Below are 22,426 nucleotides of genomic sequence, written 5' to 3' on the forward strand. Positions count from 1 at the left end.
AAGCAAATGCTTCCCTTTTTTTATTTAATAAAGCCGTGTCCATTGCTCAATAATACCTTGATGTTCGTCATCACTTGTTTTAAACAAAATACAGGTCAATTTATTATTTTTATCAAAACCAATCACAATATTATCCCCAGGAACAGCAAGTTCTGTAACCGGATTGCTTTCGTAATAAAGTCGAAACTCGGAACGCGTTTCATGTGACTCTCGGGCATCATACCAGGTAACAGACGCATTACAGCTGACGTCACTACCTCTGAGGATAAATACAGCATCAATCACCCTGTTTTCACTACCCATAATATTTTTAAGGGCTGTTACGCCATTAAACTCTCTCTGATCGTAAAGTTCACTTTTTGATAAAGTTTTAATACATGCCGTCTTTGAATTTCTAGCTCGCATGAAAATTCTCTTCCTCTAAGAACAATAGGAAAAGCCATCATAATTACTGCAATATAATTTTCTGCTACAGGTAGCAAACTTATAGATTAATGTAATTCCTTTATGTAAAGGTCAGCGATAAAACTCCCTGAACACCGGTGACTGCAGCGCGAACTCAATAAACCGCGCCAGCGCAGGCGAATTCAGTTTACGGCCCGGATAGACCAGCCACAGCTCATTCCCCTCAATCTCCCACTCCGGCAGCACCGGCACCAGCCGGGGATCCGCCATCGCACCATCGGTCAGAAAGTGCGGCAGCAGCGTAATGCCAGCATCCCCCAGCGCTGATTCGCGCGCATAGAGTAAATTGTCCGTGAGATGCCCTGGTGGCAGTAGCCAGCGGTAGAATTCGTCATCGCGCTGCAATACCCACTCATTCCAGGCGCGATGCGCAATACAGCGGTGGGCCGACAACTGCTGTGGATGTACCAGCGGTGGATGCTGATTAAGATAGTGCTGTGAAGCCACCAGCAGTCGCGGGCAGTTGCCTATCCGCCGGCCAATCAGCGAGGACTCCTGCGGCTGACCGGTGCGCAGCGCCACGTCAAAGCCCTCCAGCACCAGATCGCGCATCTCATCGGAGATCGAGACATCCAGCGTCACATCGGGATAGAGACGTAAAAACGCTGCGTTACAGCGCGCCAGCAGAGTGGCACCAATTCCAGCCGGACTGGTGATGCGCAGACGCCCGCTGGGGTTTTCACGCAGGTTGGCGATCGCCTGATCGGCGCGTTCACTGGCCTGCATCATCTCCTGACAATGCAGCAGAAAGCGCTCGCCGGCAAAGGTCAGGTTGAGCTGGCGTGTGGTGCGGTTCAGCAACCGAATTCCCAGCCGCTGCTCCAGTTGACTGATACGCTGACTGACGCTCGATTTGGGCAGACCTGCACGTTCAGCCGCACCGGTAAAGCTGCCGCATTCCGCTAACAGAGCAAAAAGCGCCATATCCTGCCACTGACGAAAGGCCATTGTTCACCTCAGACGAACACTCTATAAAATATTGTCCATCTTATCACCGCTAAAACCAGGTTCTACACTTAAAGCCTGTTCCAAATCGTTGCAGCCGCTCTGCCACGAAGAGCGTGTCACCTCCTCTGCCGAGGGTGAGCACTTTTCAGGGTCAGAATGGCAACCATAAGATCCAGGCTCATAGCCTGACTAAACAGGAAAACGTTATGTCTATTCGTGCTATCGCAGTTAATCCGGCAAGTCCTGAAAACTTCACTGAAATTTTCCCTGAAACTCTAACGCCAGGTGAATATGACCTGCGTGTTGAAGTCAAAGCCGCCTCGGTCAATCCGGTCGATACCAAGGTGCACAAAGGGGCGATGAAGAATGGGTTAGAGCAGCCACGCATTCTCGGCTGGGATGCCAGCGGCGTGGTGCTGGAAGTGGGCAGCAAAGTCAGCAACTTCAAGCCTGGCGATGACGTTTTTTATGCAGGTGACCTGACTCGTCCTGGCAGCAACAGCACCGAGCAGCTGGTTGACTCACGCATCACCGGTCACAAGCCAAAAAGCCTGGACTGGGCGCAGTCAGCCGCGATCCCGCTGACTGCCCTGACCGCCTGGGAAGGATTGTTTGAGCGACTGAACCTTGAGACAGCAACAGAAGCGCAGACCCTGTTGATCGTCGGCGGCGCAGGCGGTGTCGGATCGCTGGCGATCCCGCTGGCGAAGCTACGCAGCAAGGTACAGATCATTGCCACTGCCTCGCGTGAAGATTCAGCGCAGTGGTGCCGCGATCGCGGGGCCGATCTCGTGATCAATTACAAAGATATGGCTGGCGAGCTGGAGAAACAGGGCATTAAACAGGTCGATTTTATCTTCTGCCTGAATGATACCGACGGGCACTGGGAGACCATGGCAAAGCTGATCGCGCCGCAGGGCCATATCTGCACCATCGTGGAAAACGAACATCCGCTGTCAATGGATCAACTGAAGCTGAAGAGTGCTGCACTGCACTTCGAGCTGATGTACACCCGCAGCATGTTTACTACCCCGGATATGGCGCGTCAGGGCGAGATACTGGATGCCGTATCGGCGTTGCTGGATGAAGGGAAGCTGCAAACCACACTGAGCGAGACGCTGCACGGCTTAAGCGTTGAGACTTTAACCGCCGCCCATCAGCGGGTGCTGGAAGGCCACATGCGCGGCAAAGTGGTGATGGTTTATTAATGCACTGACCCGGCTGCCGTGCGGCAGACCGGGTCACAATATGCATTACGGCTGGGCGTTTTTCTCGCCCAGCATCGCCTTCACCAGCTCAATGCAGCGCAGGAATCGGGTGTCATAATCATCTTCCTGCACATGCAGGAATTCGATGTTGTTTTCCCGCAACATCGTCACCAGCATTGACTGAAACTCCCGGCGATCCACCGAACTGCCCAGACTGCGCAATCCATCCGCGACCCAGGGCACGTTGTTCTCCAGCAGAATCACCAGGTCAAAGCGATATTCATCAATGAGTGCCTGCACAAACGGATGTTCGCGCCCTTCATACTTCAGACAAAACGCCTGCGTGGTCACAAAATCCGTATCGATAAACGCCACTTTATTGGCGTATTTAACAGCGAAATCGATGTACTGTGCCTGGCCTAGCGCGATTTTGTCGTAATCAGAATATTGCAATGCCATTTCGTCACCGCCCAGGTGGGAAAAGACATAGTCGCGGCCATATTCCCAGGCACTGGTGGTATTGAAGATGTTGGCGAGTTTATTGACCAGCGTCGATTTACCGCTCGATTCTCCGCCGAGGATCGCCACGGTGCGCACAAAGAAAGGCTTCACTTCAGTGGGTATGTAATCCCAGAAGCGGAATGGATCCTGACGAATCTGCGCGCCGCTGATGCTCATAAAGGATCGATTGGGATCAACCAGCACGGTCTGAATACCAAGGTGCTGCTGATACATCTCCGCATCGGGCGCTTCGCTGGTGTAGATGCAATCCGGTGCAATACCATGCTCGCTGAGAAAAGCGCTAACGCCTTCGCTCCAGACATCCCAGCCGTGTGGATAGGGTTCAATTCCCTCCTCATCAAAGGCGTGAATGCGGATATTTTTCTGATACTTAAAGGTTTGCAGCAGCCAACGCAGGCGATCGCTCACCGTGGGCTGTTGTGACATCGCGCTGTTCTCAAATAGCTCGCGGTCTCGCGGCTCATCGTAGCCCATGATGATATGCAGCTCATCCACCTGGCTACAAGCGCGCTGAATCAGATAGATATGGCCGGTGTGCAGTGGATAGAACTTACCGAACACCACGCCTACCGTTTTATCACGGCGTGGAAACTCCAGCCCCAGAAAACGATGCAGCGCTTCCAGCTTTTGCGCGCTGGGACTTTTGATTTTGGCATTGAGCAACTGGCTCAGATAGCCTTTGGTCATGCCGCTGGCATCAGCGACCTGTTGCAGCGTATGGCCCTGCTGCCGAATGGCCGTTTTCAGATAATCAAACGACGACATGTCGTGCCTCCTGCATCAATGCGGTTAAGGTGGGAGCAGCCTGTGTCAGCAGCTTTTCGCCGACAGGCCGCAGGCGCGTTACAGATCGTCCAGAATCGCCAGCGCATCGGCCAGCTTCTTCGCGCTGAAAACCTGCATCCCGGCTATCGGTTTTTTCGGTGCATTCCCTGCCGGTACAATGGCGCGTTTAAAGCCATGCTTCGCCGCTTCAGAGATACGCTCCTGACCGCTAGGCACCGGACGGATCTCACCGGCCAGCCCCACTTCGCCGAAGATCACCAGATCCTGCGGCAAAGGACGATCGCGCAGACTCGACACCATCGACAGCATCAGCGCCAAATCAGCACTGGTTTCAGTGACTTTAACGCCGCCAACCACGTTAACGAACACATCCTGATCCGCCATCTGCAATCCGCCGTGACGGTGCAGAACGGCCAGCAGAATCGCCAGGCGATTCTGCTCCAGCCCCACGGCCACGCGGCGTGGATTGCCCATCATCGAGTGATCGACCAGCGCCTGAATCTCCACCAGCAGCGGACGCGTTCCCTCCCACAGCACCATCACCGAACTACCTGAGGTCACCTCTTCGCCACGCGACAGAAAGATAGCTGACGGATTGCTGACTTCACGCATGCCCTGTTCGGTCATGGCAAATACACCCAGTTCATTGACCGCACCGAAACGGTTTTTATGACTGCGCAGGGTGCGGAAGCGGGAGTCGGCATCGCCATCCAGCAGTACCGAACAGTCGATACAGTGCTCCAGCACTTTCGGCCCGGCCAGCGAACCATCTTTAGTGACGTGACCGACCATGATGATCGCCACCCCGCGCGTCTTGGCGAAGCGTGTCAGGTAAGCGGCGGTTTCACGCACCTGGGCGACGCTGCCCGGGGAGGACTGGATCTCCGCCATGTGCATCACCTGGATCGAGTCGATCACCATCAGTTGCGGCTGCTCCTGTTCGGCGATCAGACAGATCTGCTCAATGCTGGTTTCCGACAGCATATTCACGTTTTCAGTCGGTAATCCCAGACGATGGGCGCGCATCGCCACCTGCTGCAGCGACTCTTCACCCGTGACGTAAAGGGTTTTCATCCCTTCCGACAACCGGCACATCACCTGCAGCAGCAGCGTGGATTTACCTGCGCCGGGACTGCCACCGATCAGAATGGCGCTGCCAGGCACAACGCCGCCGCCCAGCACCCGGTCAAATTCTTTGAAGCTGGTAGAGAAGCGCGGTAGCGCCTCCAGGCTGATTTCAGAGAGCTTCTGCACCCGGCTGGTCCCGGCGCTGCCAGCATAGCCACTCAGGCGCTCGTTACGGGCAGCCGCGGGCGAGGCGGCTATCCGCACCTCGGTGATAGTGTTCCAGGCGTGACAGGCGCTGCATTGCCCCTGCCAGCGTGGGTAATCTGCGCCACATTCGTTACAGACAAATGCGCGTTTTGCCGCTTTGGCCAAATCAATACCTCAGTTAACGCTCTTCGTGGATCAGGCTACCGGTCAGGATGCAGAGCACCCCCATTAAATCGGCATGGCGAATGGTGACCGCAGTCTGCTCATTCACCTTAGGTTTAGCATGGAACGCAATACCCAGCGCTGAGGCTTTGATCATCAGCAGGTCATTGGCACCATCGCCGATCGCCACCGTCTGCTCTGCCGCGATTTCAAAACGCTGCGCCAGCTTCTTCAGGGTATCGGCTTTATATTGTGCGTCGACAATCGGACCCAGCACGTTACCGGTCAGCTTGCCGTCGCGAATTTCGAGTTCATTGGCCGCTACTGCAGACAGATGCAGCTTGTTGCGCAGGTATTCGGCGAAGTAGGTGAAGCCGCCGGACGCGATGGCAACCTGCCAGCCCAGCGCCTGCAGCTTCTGCGTCAGGGTGGTCAAGCCTGGCATCAACGGCAGGTCATCGCGCACCTGTTTCAGAATATTGGCGTCCGCGCCCTGCAGCGTGGCTACGCGCTGACGCAGGCTGGCGGTGAAGTCGAGTTCGCCGCGCATCGCGCGTTCCGTCACTTCGGCCACCTGCTCGCCGCAGCCCGCCAGTCTGGCGATTTCGTCGATGCATTCGACCTGAATCGCGGTGGAGTCCATATCCATCACCAGCAGGCCTGGCGTTTTGAGATGCGGGATTTTGCCGAGCGGCGCGACGTCCAGGCCGGCGTCGTGCGCCAGCTTGCTGGCAAATGGCGTCAGCGATCCCGCCAGGCGAATCACCTGATACTCATCGACGTTCCATGCACTGACGATCACCATCGCAGCACCCAGCTGGTGCTGGTAATCGGTCAGCCTTTGCTTATCCAGCCCACGGCCATACAGCAGCCAGCCGGTGCGGCCAGCGCGATAATCCAGCGGCATCACTTCAACACCACTAAGAGAGAGGGGCAAACCCGGCCAGAGGGAGACATCGGCGGGAAGATCGCACCAGGTTAAACGATTTGGCATCAGAGCTCCTGTAGGGACAACAAAACCACGCAAGAGGCTACCTTGTCTGCGCCGCTTCTGGCAACATAATCTCCAGGCTTTCTGTTGTGATATGACCCGGATGATTAATGGCTAAAACCGCATTGAAATTTCGCTTACATCGTACCGTGATCGTTCTCATCTCGATGGCGCTGCTGGTCGTGCTGATGCAAGGCGCATCCTGGTTCAGTCTCGGCCATCAGACGGCACGTTCTGAGCAGGTCGAGGAGCTGGCGCATACGCTGACCAGTCAGGTGGCGTTCAGCCTTAAGCCGTTGATGGACAACAGTGAAAATAACCGTAATCAGATAGAAGCGATTCTTAATCAGATGACGGCTAACAGCCGTATTCTGGATGCATCAGTGTATGACGGCGATGGCAGCCTGGTGGCGCACAGCGGTGAAAACATCAACGTGCGCGATCGGCTGGCGCTCGACGGGCAGCGCGCGGGCAGCTATTTCAACCATCAGATTGTGCAGCCGCTGGCCGGAAACGATGGCCCGCTGGGCTTTTTGCGCGTAACTCTGGATACCCACGTGCTGGTCACCGACTCCCATCAGGTCGATAACACCACCAATATTTTGCGTCTGATGATGCTGCTGGCACTGGCGATTGGCATTATTCTCTCCCGCACCCTGCTGCGCCACCGCCGCACCCGCTGGCAGCAGTCGCCGTTCCTGCTCACCGCCAGCACACCGGTAAAAGAGGATCGTGATGAGGACGACGAGAAGAAAGAGTAGCAATCCTGCTCCGCGGTCACGATAAAACAAAAAAGGCCCGCACTGTGGGCCTTTTTATCGGAAAAAATCAGATTTGCGAGGTGGCTTCCATCAACCAATCAACAGCGCTTCCAGCTCGCCCAGCGATTTAACCTGCCAGGTAGGCTTAATATGTTCCGGCAGCGACCAGGTGCCATGATCAAGCCAGCAGGTTTTCACCCCGGCATTCATACCGCCCAGAATGTCTGACGCTGGCGTATCACCCACCATCAGCACTCGCTGACGATCCGGATTGCCCATCAGTCTCAGTGCGTAATCAAAGATCTCTGCTGCCGGTTTTGGCACGCCGACCTGCTCAGAGATCACCAGTGCCGAGAAGTAATCGCGGAAACCGGTGCGCTCCAGACGCGTCTGCTGCAACGCAGTAAAACCGTTGGTGATGATGCCCATCTTTACCCGGCCATGCAGATGGTTCATCAGACTGACTGCACCCGGCAGCGGCGTGCAGATCTCCCCCATTGCGGAGAGGAAGCCGCTGTTGAGGATCTCCGGCGCAACGCTGAGCTTTTCGCTCCAGTGGTTGAAACGCTGGGTCTGCAGCTGTAACGCTGAGATGACGCCATTCTGATAATCGACCCACAGCGGCTTGTTGATCGCCTGATAATCGCTGTAATCCTGGTCGGTAAACTGCACATCATAACCGGCGAACAGGCGCTGCAAACCGGCATAGGCATCGAAATGAAAAAGGGTATCGTCCGCATCAAACAGGATGCAATCCCAGTTATCTGACATTAAGGCTCCTTAGTACCGCTACAACGTCAGCGCCATGAGAATGGCATCTTCACGGCCGCTGGCGGTGGGATAATAGTTGGGGCGACGACTGACCTGATTGAATTCAAGCTGCTCATAAAGCGCAATGGCGGGCAGGTTCGAGGCCCGCACTTCCAGCCACAGTGTCAGTACATTGCGTTTGATCAGCTCATCGATCAGATGCTGCAACAGCTGGCGACCCAATCCCCGGCGCTGAAAGGCGGGATCGACCGCGATGTTGAACAGCGAGGCTTCGTCGAGTACAACCTGGGTAATGGCGAAGGCGGCCATTTTGCCCCCGGCGTCGAGCCGTAAATTGAGGAAACGCTCACCCTGATTGCTGGCAAACGTCTGTTCACGCCAGGGAAACGCGTGACTACGACACTCAATGGCGTAGGCCTGCGCCAGATCGTTATGAGTGAGTAAAGAGATGGCTGTCATGGTTACACATCTGTTGCCAGAGCGCGCGTTTGGCGACGCCGCTGCTGATCAGTTCATTGAAAGAGGCGCTGGTTAATGCCACGCCATTGAAAGTCTGTTCGCTCTCAACCCCGAGCAACCAGCCCGCACAGTTCAGCGTTTCCGGCAGCATTTGCAGCTGATCCGGCGTTACGGTCATCACCTGAGCGGGTTGCAGATTGAGGGCATGCAGCACGTCGCGCATTAGCGGCTCATGCAGACCGGGCGGCACGTCAGCCACAATAATTAATTGCGTGTCCGGTGCCAGCGTGACGGCTATTTCGCCCTGAAGCACGCGCGGGCGGCGCAGTTGGTACTGCGTAATTCCCATTTGCTGTAAAAGCCAGTCGCGCCTGGACGTCATGGTGTTACCTGTTCTGCTGCCTGAATGCGAGGCTATGCTAGCAAACCCATCGAACATGCGCCAACAAACCACTATAATCCCTGCTCAGATCTTACAGGAGCCCTACATGTCTGCTTTTACACCGGCCAGCGAAGTCATTCTGCGCCACAGTGATGAATTTACCGCCCGCCATGTTTTATTTGCTGGCGATTTGCAGGATGACCTGCCCGCTCAGCTGGAAACTGCCTCGTCGCGCGTTCACACCCAGCAATATCATCACTGGCAAAACCTGAGCCGCCGCATGGGCGAACAGGCACTTTACGGAATGGTTGCGCAGGCAGAAGACGTGCAGGGCTGCGATACGCTGGTCTACTTCTGGACCAAGAATAAGCCGGAAGTTCAGTTCCAGCTGCAGAACCTGCTGTCGCTGCTGCCGGTAGGCTGCGATGTGTTCGTGGTCGGTGAAAACCGCAGCGGCGTGCGCAGCGCCGAAGGCATGCTGGAGGCATGGGTGCGGCTTGAGAAGATCGACAGCGCGCGTCGCTGTGGTCTCTACCACGGTCGCCTCGACAGCCAGCCTGAGTTTGATGCCAGCACCTTTGGTCACCAGTATCAGCTGGATGGTTTGACGATTCATACCCTGCCCGGTGTCTTTAGTCGTGATGGTCTGGATAGCGGTAGCGCCCTGCTGCTGTCAACCTTTACCCCCCACACCAAAGGCAAAGTACTGGATATGGGCTGTGGCGCGGGCGTGATTGCTGCATCGCTGCCTGCCCGTTCGCCAAAAGTGCGTCTGTGGCTGTGCGACGTGCACGCAGCCGCCATTGAAGCGAGTAAAGCGACGCTGGCCGCCAATGGCATCGAGGGCGAAGTCTTCGCCAGCAACGTTTTCTCTGACGTGACCGGCCGTTTCGACATGATTATCTCTAACCCGCCATTTCATGAAGGCACCCAGACCAGCCTCGACGCAGCACAGGCGCTGATTCGGGGTGCGGTGAAGCACCTGAATACTGGCGGCGAGTTGCGTATCGTTGCGAACACCTTCCTGCCTTATCCGCAGGTGCTTGATGAAGCCTTCGGTAGCCACGAAGTCATCGCACAGACCGGTCGCTTTAAAGTTTACCGTGCCGTCTATGGTCGCGGTGCCAAAACGCGCTAAGGGCTTTTCCCACCGTTAACCGCGTTGCCGGGCTGAAAATGTTGCTTTTTACAGCGATCGTTTCAGCCCGACAAAATAGTTGTTGACGCAAGGAGTAAAGTCTCTAGAATGCGCCTCCGTGGTTGTAACATTCTCAAGGTGTTACGGGTATGCGAAGGTGGCGGAATTGGTAGACGCGCTAGCTTCAGGTGTTAGTGTCCTAACGGACGTGAGGGTTCAAGTCCCTCTCTTCGCACCAAAATCACATGTTTCATATCGCGAGCACTGCGCGAAGGTGGCGGAATTGGTAGACGCGCTAGCTTCAGGTGTTAGTGTCTTAACGGACGTGAGGGTTCAAGTCCCTCTCTTCGCACCATTGCGGTGATATGAACAGACAACTCGATGCGAAGGTGGCGGAATTGGTAGACGCGCTAGCTTCAGGTGTTAGTGTCTTAACGGACGTGAGGGTTCAAGTCCCTCTCTTCGCACCAACGTTGTCACCCTCAGGCTTTTCCCGCCGGTCTCTTATGCGCCCACTGAAGATTCGTTTTATCCCCTGTTCGCTTTACTTTTTTCCAGTCTATTCATCCTTTACGTCGATTTAAACTCTCTGCCTGGTTTAATTCAGATGAAAATTCACAGAGATTGCCGCCAGTCCACCCGCTAACGCCAGACAGGATGGCAGCAGCAGATAATGACGCAGACGCTGGTTAAACAGCATGACGACAGTCAGCAATAACGCAACTGTCATGACCATTCGCCACTGGCTGAAGCTCGGTTCCCATAAGGCAAGCAGCGGCAACGCAATGCACGGCAGCAATACCCCCCACGCACTATCCAGTTTTTTACCCAATGCCCAACTGACTCCCCACAGGCCGCAGGCCGCGATAATCGCTATCCCCATGACGCAAACCTCAAATGATAAGCATTCCCATTATCATATGACAATTTTGCTCACTCTGCAGCCTGTTTTTGTCCGGCCCGGCAACGAAGATGACAGACCAGTTGGAAAATGCTAGATTGCGGCCGATAACACCTTTAATAACAGCAATAATTTCTCACTGTCTGGCAGAACCTGTTTTTGCCGGCTTACGCTTTGGTATTTCAGGGTCGTCACGAGTATTTATAATGAAATTACAATCATATGAAGAACTGAAACAGAGTAAATACCGACTTTCCGTGATGCTTTTTCTGTTTCTGAATATCGCCGTTTCGCTATTTTATCTGCTGCCAATAATGAGCAATGAGAAAAGTGATACAACCCTGCCGGTAATTTTTGTCGCGGCCTTTAGCGGCATAATGTTAATTACCCATTTAATATGGCCTAAAGTAAAACTTCCCCTGTTAAATCCTGTGGCGCTGCTACTGGGAATGCTCTGGGCCTGGCATATTAATTATCGTTTTCATCAGGTATTTTATTTTGATGGCGGCTTTCTTATTATCAGTTTGATCAGTGTGTTATTTATCAGTGCCATTGCCCTGAGCGATTATCTGGGAGCTTTTTGTTTGCATGTCGCGCCGCCGGTGCTCACTGTATTGCTGCTCGATAATGCGCAGCACCTGCCACTAATCCTGCTGACCATCACTCTGCCGCTGATCGGTTTTTCACTACAGCATCTGATGCGCCGCCGTGCCGACAACTTTACCCTGCGTCTGATGCATCAGCTCTATGAAGAGAAAGAGATATTCAGCGACCTCAGTATGCTCGATCCGCTGACCGGGCTTTATAATCGTCGTGGCCTGAAGAACCGACTCGATAATATTCTGGAAAACCATGCTGGCAGCCACTATGTGTTGTTGCTGGATATTGATCACTTCAAAGCCTACAACGATAACTATGGACATGCGATGGGCGACCAGGCGCTGGCGCGGGTTTCTGTTGCTATTCGTGATGCGGTGCGTTCACGCGATGTTGTCACCCGCTATGGCGGCGAAGAGTTCCTGGTACTGATGACCAACGTAAACAGTTCTATCGCCATGAAACTGGCAGAACGAATCCGTCAGTATGTGGTGGATTTAGAAATCCCCCATCTTTTCAATGAGACCGTTTCAACCCACGTGACCATCAGCGCTGGCATCGCGCCTATTTACGATAATGAATTTGATCTGGCGGTAGCCAATGCTGACAGCGCATTATATGTGGCTAAAAATCAGGGCCGGAATACCATTCTCGCCTGGGAAGATTTACCCCGAAAACACCATCAGACCCCCAGCGAACATGCATAATAAAGCGTAACGCGGTTAGCAATGACAGAGGCTTTGGCACGATATGTTCTGCTCTGCCCGGCTATGCTCATCCGTTCTGATAACTGACCTCCTTCCTCACGGTTTACCCGCCCGCAGCCACGAATTGTGTGCGACTTGTAGAGTGAATCAATAACGATTATCATTTGCTTTCTTATCTACACTTTTCGCGAGTCGTCATGGCAACCGTTTCAGCTCAGGAACAGCGTTTTAACGCTCAGTCGATGATCTTTCGGCAGAATGACCGTCCGCTGGCGGAAAGCCTGCACGATCGACTGCAACAACAGCGCAGCTATCTGCTTGAATCGACAAAGCTTAGCCAGCCTGCTCCGCACGACACGCTAACCCTCGCCGCCTGGTCACAATCAGAAGCCTTTGCCCCGCTTATCCAGCGCTACAGCGATTATCTTTATCGCGAGCATCCTGATGCGGTTCGCGAAGCGAAACCTGTGCTTTCACTCTGGGCGCAATGGTATTTTGGCCTGCTGCTGCCACCGCTAATAATGGCGTTGTTGCAGGAGTCGCGCGCGCTGGACTGTTCGCCAGAGCATATTCGTGTCGGGTTTCATCAGCATGGTCATCCGGCCACTTTCTGGATTGATGTGCAGGAGGATGAGGAGGCGCGCTATCTTAATCCCCTGCAGCGTATTGATCGGCTGATTCAGCAGCATCTGATCCCGGTGGTCAATGGTATTACGCAGCATGGTGATATCAACGCCCGACTCATCTGGAACAACATGGGCTACTCTTTCCAGTGGTTCCTGGGTGAGCTGAAAAGCCAGATCGATGACACGCTGGTGCTGCAACTGGAGCAGGTGCTGTTCTTCAACCAGCGGCTGCTGGATGGCAGCGAGAACCCACTCTATCGCACCATGATCCCGCGTAACGGCGAACTGGTCCGTCGCAGCTGTTGCCAGCGTTATCGCATTCCCGATGTCGAACAATGTGGCAACTGCACCCTAGGCAGCAGCTAAACAGAGTTAATTACCACGAATTCTCCCTTTATCTCGTTTACAGGCACTAAGGCTTGTGGCAATTTTTACGCCTTCGATCAGCCTGGAGAGAAAGATGAGTCTGGAGTCCGTGCGCCAGTTCTTCGCCGAACACGCCCCTGAAATTGAAATTATTGAATTGGCCGAAAGCACTGCAACGGTCGGGATGGCTGCTCGCGCCCATGGCGTGACGCCGGGAGAAATTGCCAAAACCCTGTCATTGAAAGTGAAAAACGACGTGGTGCTGATTGTTACACGAGGCGATGCCCGGCTGGATAATCGCAAACTGAAAGCGGCGCTGGGGGCGAAAGCGCGAATGCTAAGTGTTGACGAGGTGATTAACTGGACTGGCCATCCAGTGGGCGGCGTCTGTCCTTTCGGTCTGGAGAATCCGCTGACCGTTTACTGTGATATCTCACTGCGCAGTTTCGACGAAGTCTTACCCGCTGCTGGCGCGATCCACAGCGCCGTCCGCATTACGCCACAACGGATGGCTGAACTGACTAACGCCCGCTGGATCGACGTGTGTCAGACGATTTAAGACTTATTATCTGCTCACCTGGCCCTGAAACTTCTGCCCGCGCGTTGATGCTGCTGACAAACTGACGGATATCGTCAGTTTTTGACGACCATAGCTCTTTTCCTGGAACCTAAACAGCGCAGCCAGCGAGCGAGGCATCGCCCATTGCATCAGGATTTCAGGCGTTTAAATGCCTGTTCAATGATCGACAACAGCAGCGTGTTATCGACACGATGCAGCACATGCACGGAAGCGCCGCAATCATCAGGCACACCGACAGTGAGGCGAAGCGGCTGACGATAACGCCAGCTTTTGCCACGCGTCGCACCAGGACGCAGCTCAATATCGACCCGGTAATCGATGCCTGATGCAACGCGCTGATTCAGCAACCAGGCGACGACCAGCACATCGTGGATCCAGCATCCCGCCAGTTGACGGGCCTCCATCGAATAGTCGATCCACGGACGCAGCGTGTCGCGCACAAAGTCGGTCAGCGGATGATCTACCGCGGTAAGGCGGGCCAAATCCTGCTGGGTCAGCAGCGTCTGCGTGGTGACATCCATCGGCACCAGCGTCATTGCAGCACCGCTGTGCAACACCTGATGCGCTGCCTCCGGATCCAGACCAAAATTGGTGTCTTTGATATAATCATCCAGCGTAAAAACGCCACCCATGATCACAATTTCCGCCACAGATTCTGCCATGGCGGGATAGCGCTGCATCGCCAGCGCCACGTTAGTCAGCGGGCCAATTGCCACCAGGGTAATCTCACCCGGATTGTCGCAAATCAGCTTGCCGATAGCGTCAGGCGCATCGAACGCATCCGCCTTTAAATCCGCTGGCTGACGCACATCCTGCCACAGATTAGTCAGCGCGAGTTGATTGACCCGATTATCCAGTGTCTCGCGCCACGGCACAGGATCTTCCTGTAGCGCCTGAGTTGCACCCTGTACCACCGGAATAGATAATCCCAGCCGGTCAATCAAATCTTTGGCGACGCGCGCGCCTGTTTCACATGGCGTGTTACCCGCCACGGTAGTAATCAATTCCAGCGACAGTGCCGGAGAAGCTAAGGCCAGCGCAATCGCCAGCCCATCATCGGTGTTGGCACCCGCGATACCGTTGCCGGGATCGCAGTCAATAATGATTCTTTTCATATTCTTATAAATTAACTCTGGCTTTGCGGCTGACAGCCGCAGGATTCACCGATTTCAAGATAGTGTGGAAACTCCTTTAATTGCGCTTCGCCCTGACCCTCTTTCAGCATATGAATCGCAGCACGGGCCATTTCACGCAGTGGCTGGCGCACGGTCGTTAATGTAGGAACATGAAACGACGAGTGATTGGTACCGTTAAAGCAGACCAGCGCCACATCCTGCGGTACGCGGATCTGATGTTCAGAAAAGGCGCGGAGCGCACCAATTGCCTGACCTTCGTTGCTGGTAAACAGCGCACGCGGCACACACCCTTGGGCGATCATGGTTTGTGCCGCAGCATATCCGCCCTGTGGGGTGTAACTGGCGGGAAACATAAGCGATTCATCAATTGGCAGACCGCGATCCTGCATCGCATCACGCCAGCCCTGAATACGATCCTGCGCGTTAAGCATATCGACCGGGCCGCTGATTATGCCGACCTGTTGATAACCGTGACTCAACAGATGCGCCGTCACCTGCCAGGCAGCCTGACGCTCATTGACCCGCAGCATGTTAACGCCCGGTTGTGGCTCAACCCGCTCCAGCATCACCAGCGGCGTACCGCTGCTTTTGATCAGATCAATATAAGGATGGCGATCGACGCTGTTGTAAAACAGGCCATCTACCTGCCGGTTAAGCAGCCCCTGAATTAACTCCAGTTCACGCTTGCGGTCATCGCCTGCATCGCCCAGCAACATGACATGACCGTGATTCATCGACTCCTGCAACAAAACGTGCGCCATTGACGCTACAAAAGGGTTACCAATGTTGGGCACCACCAGTCCAAACGTTTTGGTGTTACCGGATGCCAATGCACGGGCAGCGGCATTTGGCCGATAACCGGTCGCTTTTATCGCCTCCAGCACCCGCTGACGGGTCGCTTCCGCAACCGGACGAGGACCGTTATTAATAACATAACTGACGACTGCCACTGAGGTGCCTGCCGCTTTCGCAACTTCACTGCGGGTCACTTTTCCCGTTAACGACTTAGGCACATCACCTTCCTCCATAAAAAAACAGGCCGTTTTACACGGCCTGCTGCTTTTCGCTCTATCCTGGCAGATGAATCCTCAGGCAAATCTAGATGGCATCCTCAGGCAGATTGAGATTCCGCCCTCGCGTTTCGGGCGCGACAAAGGTCGTAAAGAATCCAATCGCGGCCATCGCTGAGAAATAGACCGCAATTGGCCACCAGTGACCGGTATAAGAGAGCATAGCAGCGGCAATGAGTGGTGCAGTGCCGCCGGACAAAATAGAGCCCAGCTCTTTAGCCACCGCCATTTTTGTGTAGCGATGATGGACGCCAAAGATCTCCACGCCCCATGCCGCCTGCACACCAAAAATACCCAGCGACGCCAGCGCCATGCCGACCACGATAACCGGGATCACCAGCATCGGTTCACGCGTGTCCAGCAGCGTAAAGGCGGGCCAGGCATAGAACATCAGTAACAGACAGAACATGCGATAAACCACCCGGCGGCCAAAACGGTCAGAGAGCCAGCCCGCTAAAGGAATGATCAGGAAACCTAGCAGCGAGGCGAGGAACACGGCGGTGGTTGGTACGGATTTATCCACCATCAGCACCTTAGCGACGTAACCTACGATGAAGCCCTGTGCCAGATAGGAAGGGCCATTTTCGCCGATCCGCAGACCAACCATGGTCCAGAAGGCGCGGGTACGCTGGAAGAAAGGCCGCTGATCCACCACCGGGGCCGCCAGCGCGCCTGCACGTTCCGCTTCCATCTCCGCTTTCTTGCGCTCAAACACAGGCGTTTCACGCAGATGACGTCGAATCCACAGCGCAACCAGTGCAATCAGCGCACTGCTAAGGAAGGGAATCCGCCAGCCCCACTCCAGCAGGCTCTGCTGATCCATCTGCACCACTAGCAGCCAGACCAACGAGGCCAGCAACGTGCCGCTGTTGGAACCCAGCGCGATGACGGAAGAGACCAGTCCGCGGCGCTCTGTCGGCGCATACTCACCCAGCATCACCGTGCCACCAGATAACTCCGCGCCAGCGCCGAAACCTTGCGTAAAACGCAGCAATACCAGACAGGCGGGCGCCCAGAGGCCAATGGCGGCATAGCTCGGGATTAAACCGATAAAGGTAGTGGAAGCCCCCATCAGAATGATGGTGCTGATCATCACCACCTTTCGTCCTTTGCGGTCGCCAAGCCAGCCGAAAAAAAGTGCGCCGATAGGCCGGGCAATAAAGCCGACTGACCAGGTCGCAAAGCTGGAGAGCAACGCCATGGCTGGGGTTGATTCCGGAAAGAAGACGTCGCCAAAGATGATACCGGCAGCCAGGCCATAGAGCGCGAAATCCGCGTACTCCATTGCCGTTCCGAGCCAGCATGAAAAAGTGGCGCGCCAGAAATCTTTGCGGCCTGAAGGGGTGTTAAACCGCTCATCGGCGGCTGAAGTGGATGACAGTGATGCCTGCTGCTTAACGGAGTTTTGTGCCGTCATAACCCTATCCCTGAATGAGTATGCAGATCGATAAACGCCCGTCCATGGGTCGATTCCCTGATGAAAGCGGAATTCCCCCGGTGACGACGTTCAGTTGGCTAACCATGCTGAAAGGTTAAAGGATTCCCTGGTGTTGGAATCGTATTCTTCGCCCCATCTCGCCGATGTATTTTTCACCGGTCGCTTAAACTGAGCGAATATAACTTAACAATCAATGGAGTCTACTGTGCATCGGGCACCGTGAGCAATCACTGGAACCCAGTGTATCTACGCGCGTAGATAAATCAATAGATTCTGATGAAAATTGTTAGTGAAACTTCACTATCACATCCCATCACCACGCATTTTAAACGCAAATACAGCCAGTTAACTGCACCACATCGCACAACAAAATCACTATTACCTGTAAGTTACCATTTTCTCTAATCATTAAGCGTTATAAGACGGGTTAAGATTCTTTCATCGCGCTCTGTTGTCGCACAGGCCTGTGACCAAAAGATGACACTTCGTATTTATTCTGAAAAGTCGCTGTAAGCGCAGACAATGCGTTACCCTGAAAAAAAAGCCGGACAGAGGTGCTATGACAATTATTCTGATGCGACACGGTAAACCCGACCACCCGGCGGCGGGTCGCCAGAGCGTGCAGGCACTGGCAGACTGGTGCGCAGCCTACGACCAGTCCTGGGTCAGTGACGGACCGCCGCCGCGCAGTATCGAGATTGCACGTCAGGCTGCAGTTATTGTCTGTAGTCCCCTGCCCCGCGCGCAATCCTCCCTGAGCCAGCTCGGATTGCAGCCGCATGAGATTGATGCGCTGTTCAGCGAAGTCGCTGTGCCGCTGCTGCGAACCGGCGCAGTGCAGTTACCGACGCTGTGCTGGCTGGCCTTGCTGCGGCTGTTGTGGTTCTGCGGTTATGCGGGCGAAGCGGAGTCGCTGCAACATGCACGCAGCCGTGCCTCGGCGGCGGCAGAGAAGCTGATAGATCACTCACGGCATGGCACGGTGCTGCTGCTGGGCCACGGCATCATGAATAAGATGATTGCGCGCGAATTACGTAAACGCGGCTGGCAGGCGGAGAAGCACGCCAGCAGTCGCCACTGGAGTTCGGCCATCTATCATCGTCCGTTTATCTGACCGATCGGAAAATACCCCAGCACCTCACAGCCCGTACCGACACGCGGCGTGGCAATGACTTTACGCTGTACCAGATCGATCACGCTAAGGGTTCCATCATCCTGATTGGCAATCAGCAGCTGTTGCCTGTCTGGCGTGAAACAGCCATCCATCGGCATATTGCCTACGCTGATGTCGCCCAGCGGATTCAGCAGATCGTCAAACAGCGTCACCAGCGGTTCCTGATCCCCTATCGCCACCAGCTGCTCGCCATCGGCGCTGAAGCGTACCACCTGACAGGGCTGCTGATGACCCGGCAGCGTCAGGCGCTGGCGAATACGATGGCTTTGCCGATCAATCACATAGAGCAACGGCGCGTCAGCCGCACTGGCGACCAGATAAGGGTGTTTCGGTGACGCGGCGATGCCCGCAATCGGGCCAGGCAGCAGAATAGTATCGATCACCCGCCCCTTCACTTCACAAAGATCCACCACTGTAATGGTCGCATCCTCTTCGTTATCGGTGAACAGCTTGCGGCCGCTGGGTGAAAGCGTCAGGCGATGCGCGTTATGAGAAGGTATCGGAATGATTTTTTCCACTTTGTCGGTCTGCGGATCAATCACGGCCACTGCGGCACTCTGCTCACAGCAAAGATAGACTTTGCCATCGCGTCCCAGCTGTCCGCTATGTGGGGCCCGCAGCGGCGACAGATCGATAAAGCCACTAATCACCCGGCGCTGTAAATCGATGATTGCCACTTTGTGACCCGGATGCGGGTTATTGCCATGAATGCCGTCGCCGTAGATAGGCACATAGGCTTTACCCCAGGGGGCCAGCATCAGGAGTTCATGCGGCCGCGGCGGAAAAGCATTCAGTTCCCGCTCGACCGCAAAGGTTCCCGGATTAAGAAACAGGATGCGATTACCCTGCTTATCAACCGCCAGTAAACCATAGGCTTCACTCTGCATGCGCGCTCCTTTCTCAGTCAGTTCTTCTTAAGCGTAGACAATCCTCTTCAGGCTGTCTGATTCCGCGGATTGATGAGCAGGGCTTACGCAACATATTAAGCACAATATTCATTCATCAGGTGGTCCGGGCCGCACGGCATTACGAAGGTTCAGAATGCTTTTCAGATATTCCTTAATTATGGGTTCCGCCGCATTTAAATAAATGATTAACAGTGTCGATATTCTTATTTCCGCACCGTGACCGGATTATTTCCGTATTCTCCTAAAATCAAAAAAAGACATAGCTAATGTGTAAATAATGTTTTATTAAAAAGGTGCAGTGTAATTAAACAGCCGTGAGGAGACTATCGCGCGCTCCAGCACTGCGCCGCCACCAGAGAAAACTCGTCATTAATTCTCTCACTCATCAGGATTGTAGCCAGTATGCAATGCCACACGTTCTTGCTCTGGCGGAACGGGCAGAGGCTGCAATATGACGGGAAAATAACAATAACAGGTGTACCATGACTTCACATCGCCAACGTCCAGCGCATAAAATCTGGCGTAACTGGAAAAGAATATTGTTCAGTAGCCAGATGTTATGGAATAAAAAACAGCAAAGTATCTGTCAGGCACCGGAATATGATCCGGGTCGGGAAGATAATGTCGTATTAGTCGCGCAGCAGAAAAATCTGCCGGCGATTCCAAAAATCGTCTGGATGGTCTGGTATAACGATCAACTGCCTATTTCAATGGCGCTGAATATCAGTAAAATCCGGCGGGACAATCCCGACCACCAGGTTTATCTGATCACGCAACGCACCCTGTCGCAGTGGTTGCCCGATCTCAACTTTATCTCTTCCGATCTGACGCTGGCATATAAGAGTGAAATCATCCGGCTCGAGCTGATTCACCGTTATGGTGGCATCGGCATCGATTGCAGTACATTGCTGTTTGAGAATCTCGCCTGGGTGCATCGCGTTCACGAAGCGCGGTCAATGGATCTCATCGGTTACTACCGTGAGCAATCGACGCTTAACCTGCTTGCGCCGGTTACCGAGAGCTGGTTTCTGGCCGCGCCTCCGCAAAATCCCTTTATTCGCGAATGGCTGAAACAGCTGGCACCGGTTAAAAACGTCGGTATCCACAATTATTTCCATGAGCTGAAGATGCGTAATGATTTTCCGCTGATTGCGCAGAATATAGATAATCCGTCACGTCAGCTGCTGTCGCTGGCGCAGCAGGTCGCGATGCGCGAATACCGGCGGGCCAATCTCTATCTGCGTAAAGGTGAAGCCAGTGCCTGGTACTATCAGCGCCTGCATGCCGCCAGCAGCAGCGCATTTGCGCAGTCAGTGATGTTTCAGCAACGTCCACAGACGCCGCCACCGATTATCAAATTAACCGGCAACGAGCGACTGCATCTCGACTTCAATCTGCGGCTGGGTTTATATAACCGCAGCAGCCTGATTGGCGAGATGATGCACACCTCGCTGCCTGCGCTGGCATTGCCATCAGTGGTCAAAGCGCGCGCGTAGCCAGTGCGTAAATGTGGTGACCGCTCGTGGCACCTGCGCCGCCCAGGGCCGCACAATCCACAGACGGGCGGCAAAGGCCTCAACCGGCTGCCACTCAGGCAACACCTGCTGCAATGAACCCGCTACCAGCGCCTCACGGGCGCTGAAATCGGGCAGCATAGCGATCCCCAATCCCTGCAGGGCTGCATCGCGTATCGACTCGCTGTTATTGGTGGCAAAGCTGCCCTGAATTCTTACCTGCACCTGTTCGCTATCCGCTGTGGTCACAAACCGCCAACGTGGGGATTCAACGCCACGTGGATAGTAAAGGCAGTTATGCTGCACCAGATCCTGCGGCGTATTCGGCATCCCCTGCTCGTTCAGATAGGCGGGGGATGCCACCAGTAATGTCCGGGTGTCACACAGCGGCAGTGCAACATGGGTTTCCGGCAGCGTATCGCTGTGTCGAATCGCCAGATCAAATCCCTCGCTGCTCAGCGAAACAATACGGTCAGTCACATCCAGCTGCAGGCGTACCTGCGGATAATCACGCAGAAATTCACCAATAATCGGCACCAGTTGCTGACGGGCAAACGCTACTGGCGCCGTGATACGCACCAAACCACGTACCGGCCCGGCGGTATCACGCACGCTAAAAAAACTCTGTTCGATGCGGGCAAAAGGCTCGCGTAGCTCCTCCACCAGCTTCTCACCCGCCGACGTCAGTCGCACGCTACGCGTGGTGCGTTGTACCAGCAACACACCCGCCATTTGCTCCAGCTCTTTAATTTTCTGGCTCATCGCAGCCTTGCTCACGTCGAGCCGCTCTGCTGCGCGGGTAAAACTGCCCTGCTCGGCGAGTACGGTCAGCCAGTGCAGGTGATCCCACAGCATATCCGTTTTCATCTCTTTCATCGTGATTGTTCACTATAATGAATAATTATTTCAGCCTACGCGCTTTTTCCCGCAGGTTAAAGCGGTCACCATAGGGATATTAATCACTATGAGGAATCCGCTATGCCACTGCTACAATTTGATGTTATTCAGGGTCGTTCAGACTCAGAGCTGCGTACACTGCTGGATGCGGCACACCGTGCCGTGCTCACGGCCTTTAACGTTCCTGAGCGCGATCGCTACCAGATTGTTCAGGAAAACAAACGCTATCAGATGGTGTTTCAGGATACCGGCCTGGGATTCAGCCGCAGCGATAATCTGGTGATGGTACGGGTCTATACCAGCCCCCGCAGCAATGAACAGAAACAGCTGTTTATGGCGGAGCTGGCGCGTGAACTGCGTGAGCATTGTGGTGTGCAGGGCAACGATTTGATGATCAGCTTTATCACCAACGACAAAGGTGACTGGAGTTTTGCCGACGGCGAAGCGCAATACCTCACCGGCAAACTCTGAAAATCTCCCTGACTTCGGCTCTGCTGGCGGTGCACGCCAGCGACCGTCATGCCTGATAACCTCACTTCTGAAATGACAATAAACCAATCTGCTCTTCACTGCACAAATCGGGCCGGATAGGTTGCAGCCGGATTACAGCCAATATAGATTGTCGAAAAACCATCTCCCGAAGG

At 54.4% G+C, this 22,426-nt stretch carries 23 protein-coding genes and 3 tRNA genes; 12 read left to right on the plus strand and 14 right to left on the minus strand.

Features of this window, described 5'->3' with window-relative positions:
- Positions 1–24 precede the first annotated feature (24 nt).
- Both WFO64_RS16835 and WFO64_RS16840 read right to left on the minus strand, forming a co-directional pair.
- Positions 25–405 carry a type II restriction endonuclease gene (locus WFO64_RS16835; protein ID WP_337013204.1) on the minus strand — a complete coding sequence of 127 codons (381 nt, stop codon included), beginning with the start codon at positions 403–405 and terminating at the stop codon, positions 25–27.
- A 111-nt stretch (positions 406–516) separates the two neighbouring features.
- A complete protein-coding gene (locus WFO64_RS16840; RefSeq protein ID WP_337013205.1) occupies positions 517–1,413 on the minus strand; it encodes a LysR family transcriptional regulator in 897 nt (298 codons plus the stop codon).
- A gap of 206 nt (positions 1,414–1,619) precedes the next feature.
- Between WFO64_RS16840 and WFO64_RS16845 the strand changes: the two genes are divergently transcribed.
- Positions 1,620–2,621, plus strand: a complete 1,002-nt coding sequence (locus WFO64_RS16845) for a zinc-binding alcohol dehydrogenase family protein (RefSeq protein WP_337013206.1) — start codon at positions 1,620–1,622, stop codon at positions 2,619–2,621.
- A gap of 45 nt (positions 2,622–2,666) precedes the next feature.
- Here WFO64_RS16845 and nadR read toward each other — a convergent pair whose 3' ends face one another.
- The 3 genes from nadR to serB form a co-directional block, all read right to left on the minus strand.
- Positions 2,667–3,908, minus strand: coding sequence for a multifunctional transcriptional regulator/nicotinamide-nucleotide adenylyltransferase/ribosylnicotinamide kinase NadR (gene nadR, locus WFO64_RS16850; RefSeq protein ID WP_337013207.1), 1,242 nt, complete (start codon positions 3,906–3,908; stop codon positions 2,667–2,669).
- A 78-nt stretch (positions 3,909–3,986) separates the two neighbouring features.
- Complete coding sequence (radA, locus tag WFO64_RS16855; RefSeq protein ID WP_003854897.1) at positions 3,987–5,369, minus strand: DNA repair protein RadA; 1,383 nt, start codon at positions 5,367–5,369, stop codon at positions 3,987–3,989.
- Positions 5,370–5,382: 13 nt separating this feature from the next.
- Positions 5,383–6,360: a phosphoserine phosphatase gene (gene serB, locus WFO64_RS16860; RefSeq protein ID WP_337013208.1), complete on the minus strand. Its 978-nt coding sequence runs from the start codon at positions 6,358–6,360 to the stop codon at positions 5,383–5,385.
- 107 nt (positions 6,361–6,467) lie between these two features.
- On the opposite strand from serB, the gene WFO64_RS16865 reads away from it, so the two are divergent.
- Complete coding sequence (locus WFO64_RS16865) at positions 6,468–7,118, plus strand: YtjB family periplasmic protein (RefSeq protein ID WP_337013209.1); 651 nt, start codon at positions 6,468–6,470, stop codon at positions 7,116–7,118.
- Between the two features lie 90 nt (positions 7,119–7,208).
- Here the strand turns inward: WFO64_RS16865 and yjjG are convergent, their stop codons facing one another.
- From yjjG to WFO64_RS16880, 3 genes are read right to left on the minus strand one after another with little or no spacing between them, the layout of a single operon-like run.
- On the minus strand, positions 7,209–7,889 hold the full coding sequence (yjjG, locus tag WFO64_RS16870) for a pyrimidine 5'-nucleotidase (RefSeq protein WP_337013210.1): 681 nt from the start codon (positions 7,887–7,889) through the stop codon (positions 7,209–7,211).
- An 18-nt stretch (positions 7,890–7,907) separates the two neighbouring features.
- Positions 7,908–8,348, minus strand: a complete 441-nt coding sequence (gene rimI / locus WFO64_RS16875) for a ribosomal protein S18-alanine N-acetyltransferase (RefSeq protein WP_337013211.1) — start codon at positions 8,346–8,348, stop codon at positions 7,908–7,910.
- Positions 8,320–8,730, minus strand: coding sequence for a DNA polymerase III subunit psi (locus WFO64_RS16880; protein ID WP_337013212.1), 411 nt, complete (start codon positions 8,728–8,730; stop codon positions 8,320–8,322). The genes rimI and WFO64_RS16880 overlap by 29 nt, the downstream gene beginning before the upstream one ends.
- 106 nt (positions 8,731–8,836) lie before the next feature.
- On the opposite strand from WFO64_RS16880, the gene rsmC reads away from it, so the two are divergent.
- The 4 genes from rsmC to WFO64_RS16900 all read left to right on the plus strand — a co-directional run bounded on the left by rsmC (position 8,837) and on the right by WFO64_RS16900 (position 10,338).
- Complete coding sequence (gene rsmC / locus WFO64_RS16885; RefSeq protein WP_337013213.1) at positions 8,837–9,868, plus strand: 16S rRNA (guanine(1207)-N(2))-methyltransferase RsmC; 1,032 nt, start codon at positions 8,837–8,839, stop codon at positions 9,866–9,868.
- A gap of 151 nt (positions 9,869–10,019) precedes the next feature.
- Positions 10,020–10,106, plus strand: a tRNA-Leu gene (locus WFO64_RS16890).
- Between the two features lie 30 nt (positions 10,107–10,136).
- A tRNA-Leu gene (locus tag WFO64_RS16895) sits at positions 10,137–10,223 on the plus strand.
- Positions 10,224–10,251: 28 nt separating this feature from the next.
- Positions 10,252–10,338, plus strand: a tRNA-Leu gene (locus WFO64_RS16900).
- 128 nt (positions 10,339–10,466) lie between these two features.
- On the opposite strand, the gene WFO64_RS16905 is transcribed toward WFO64_RS16900, so the two are convergent.
- A complete protein-coding gene (locus WFO64_RS16905; protein WP_337013214.1) occupies positions 10,467–10,751 on the minus strand; it encodes a DUF1435 domain-containing protein in 285 nt (94 codons plus the stop codon).
- Positions 10,752–10,975: 224 nt separating this feature from the next.
- Between WFO64_RS16905 and WFO64_RS16910 the strand changes: the two genes are divergently transcribed.
- From WFO64_RS16910 to WFO64_RS16920, 3 genes are all read left to right on the plus strand, one after another.
- Positions 10,976–12,073: a diguanylate cyclase gene (locus tag WFO64_RS16910; protein ID WP_337013215.1), complete on the plus strand. Its 1,098-nt coding sequence runs from the start codon at positions 10,976–10,978 to the stop codon at positions 12,071–12,073.
- A 197-nt stretch (positions 12,074–12,270) separates the two neighbouring features.
- Positions 12,271–13,065, plus strand: a complete 795-nt coding sequence (gene fhuF, locus WFO64_RS16915; RefSeq protein WP_337013216.1) for a siderophore-iron reductase FhuF — start codon at positions 12,271–12,273, stop codon at positions 13,063–13,065.
- Positions 13,066–13,159: 94 nt separating this feature from the next.
- Positions 13,160–13,624 carry a YbaK/EbsC family protein gene (locus WFO64_RS16920; protein ID WP_337013217.1) on the plus strand — a complete coding sequence of 155 codons (465 nt, stop codon included), beginning with the start codon at positions 13,160–13,162 and terminating at the stop codon, positions 13,622–13,624.
- Between the two features lie 149 nt (positions 13,625–13,773).
- Here WFO64_RS16920 and WFO64_RS16925 read toward each other — a convergent pair whose 3' ends face one another.
- The 3 genes from WFO64_RS16925 to WFO64_RS16935 all read right to left on the minus strand — a co-directional run bounded on the left by WFO64_RS16925 (position 13,774) and on the right by WFO64_RS16935 (position 17,268).
- On the minus strand, positions 13,774–14,760 hold the full coding sequence (locus WFO64_RS16925) for a nucleoside hydrolase (protein ID WP_337013218.1): 987 nt from the start codon (positions 14,758–14,760) through the stop codon (positions 13,774–13,776).
- Between the two features lie 11 nt (positions 14,761–14,771).
- Entirely contained in the window at positions 14,772–15,794 is a 1,023-nt protein-coding gene (locus WFO64_RS16930; protein WP_337013219.1) for a LacI family DNA-binding transcriptional regulator, read from the minus strand.
- An 85-nt stretch (positions 15,795–15,879) separates the two neighbouring features.
- Positions 15,880–17,268, minus strand: a complete 1,389-nt coding sequence (locus tag WFO64_RS16935; protein WP_337013220.1) for an MFS transporter — start codon at positions 17,266–17,268, stop codon at positions 15,880–15,882.
- Between the two features lie 580 nt (positions 17,269–17,848).
- Between WFO64_RS16935 and WFO64_RS16940 the strand changes: the two genes are divergently transcribed.
- On the plus strand, positions 17,849–18,403 hold the full coding sequence (locus WFO64_RS16940) for a histidine phosphatase family protein (RefSeq protein WP_337013221.1): 555 nt from the start codon (positions 17,849–17,851) through the stop codon (positions 18,401–18,403).
- Here the strand turns inward: WFO64_RS16940 and WFO64_RS16945 are convergent.
- A complete protein-coding gene (locus WFO64_RS16945) occupies positions 18,385–19,350 on the minus strand; it encodes a WD40 repeat domain-containing protein (protein ID WP_337013222.1) in 966 nt (321 codons plus the stop codon). The two genes, WFO64_RS16940 and WFO64_RS16945, sit on opposite strands and share 19 nt — an antisense overlap.
- A gap of 503 nt (positions 19,351–19,853) precedes the next feature.
- On the opposite strand from WFO64_RS16945, the gene WFO64_RS16950 reads away from it, so the two are divergent.
- Positions 19,854–20,867, plus strand: a complete 1,014-nt coding sequence (locus WFO64_RS16950; RefSeq protein ID WP_337013223.1) for a glycosyltransferase family 32 protein — start codon at positions 19,854–19,856, stop codon at positions 20,865–20,867.
- Here the strand turns inward: WFO64_RS16950 and WFO64_RS16955 are convergent.
- On the minus strand, positions 20,844–21,761 hold the full coding sequence (locus WFO64_RS16955) for a LysR family transcriptional regulator (protein WP_337013224.1): 918 nt from the start codon (positions 21,759–21,761) through the stop codon (positions 20,844–20,846). The genes WFO64_RS16950 and WFO64_RS16955 overlap by 24 nt on opposite strands.
- A 102-nt stretch (positions 21,762–21,863) precedes the next feature.
- Between WFO64_RS16955 and WFO64_RS16960 the strand changes: the two genes are divergently transcribed.
- Positions 21,864–22,253, plus strand: a complete 390-nt coding sequence (locus WFO64_RS16960; protein ID WP_337013225.1) for a tautomerase family protein — start codon at positions 21,864–21,866, stop codon at positions 22,251–22,253.
- Positions 22,254–22,426 lie beyond the last annotated feature (173 nt).

This window comes from Pantoea sp. AS142 (assembly GCF_037152305.1).
In the GTDB taxonomy this organism is placed as follows: Bacteria; Pseudomonadota; Gammaproteobacteria; order Enterobacterales; family Enterobacteriaceae; genus Pantoea.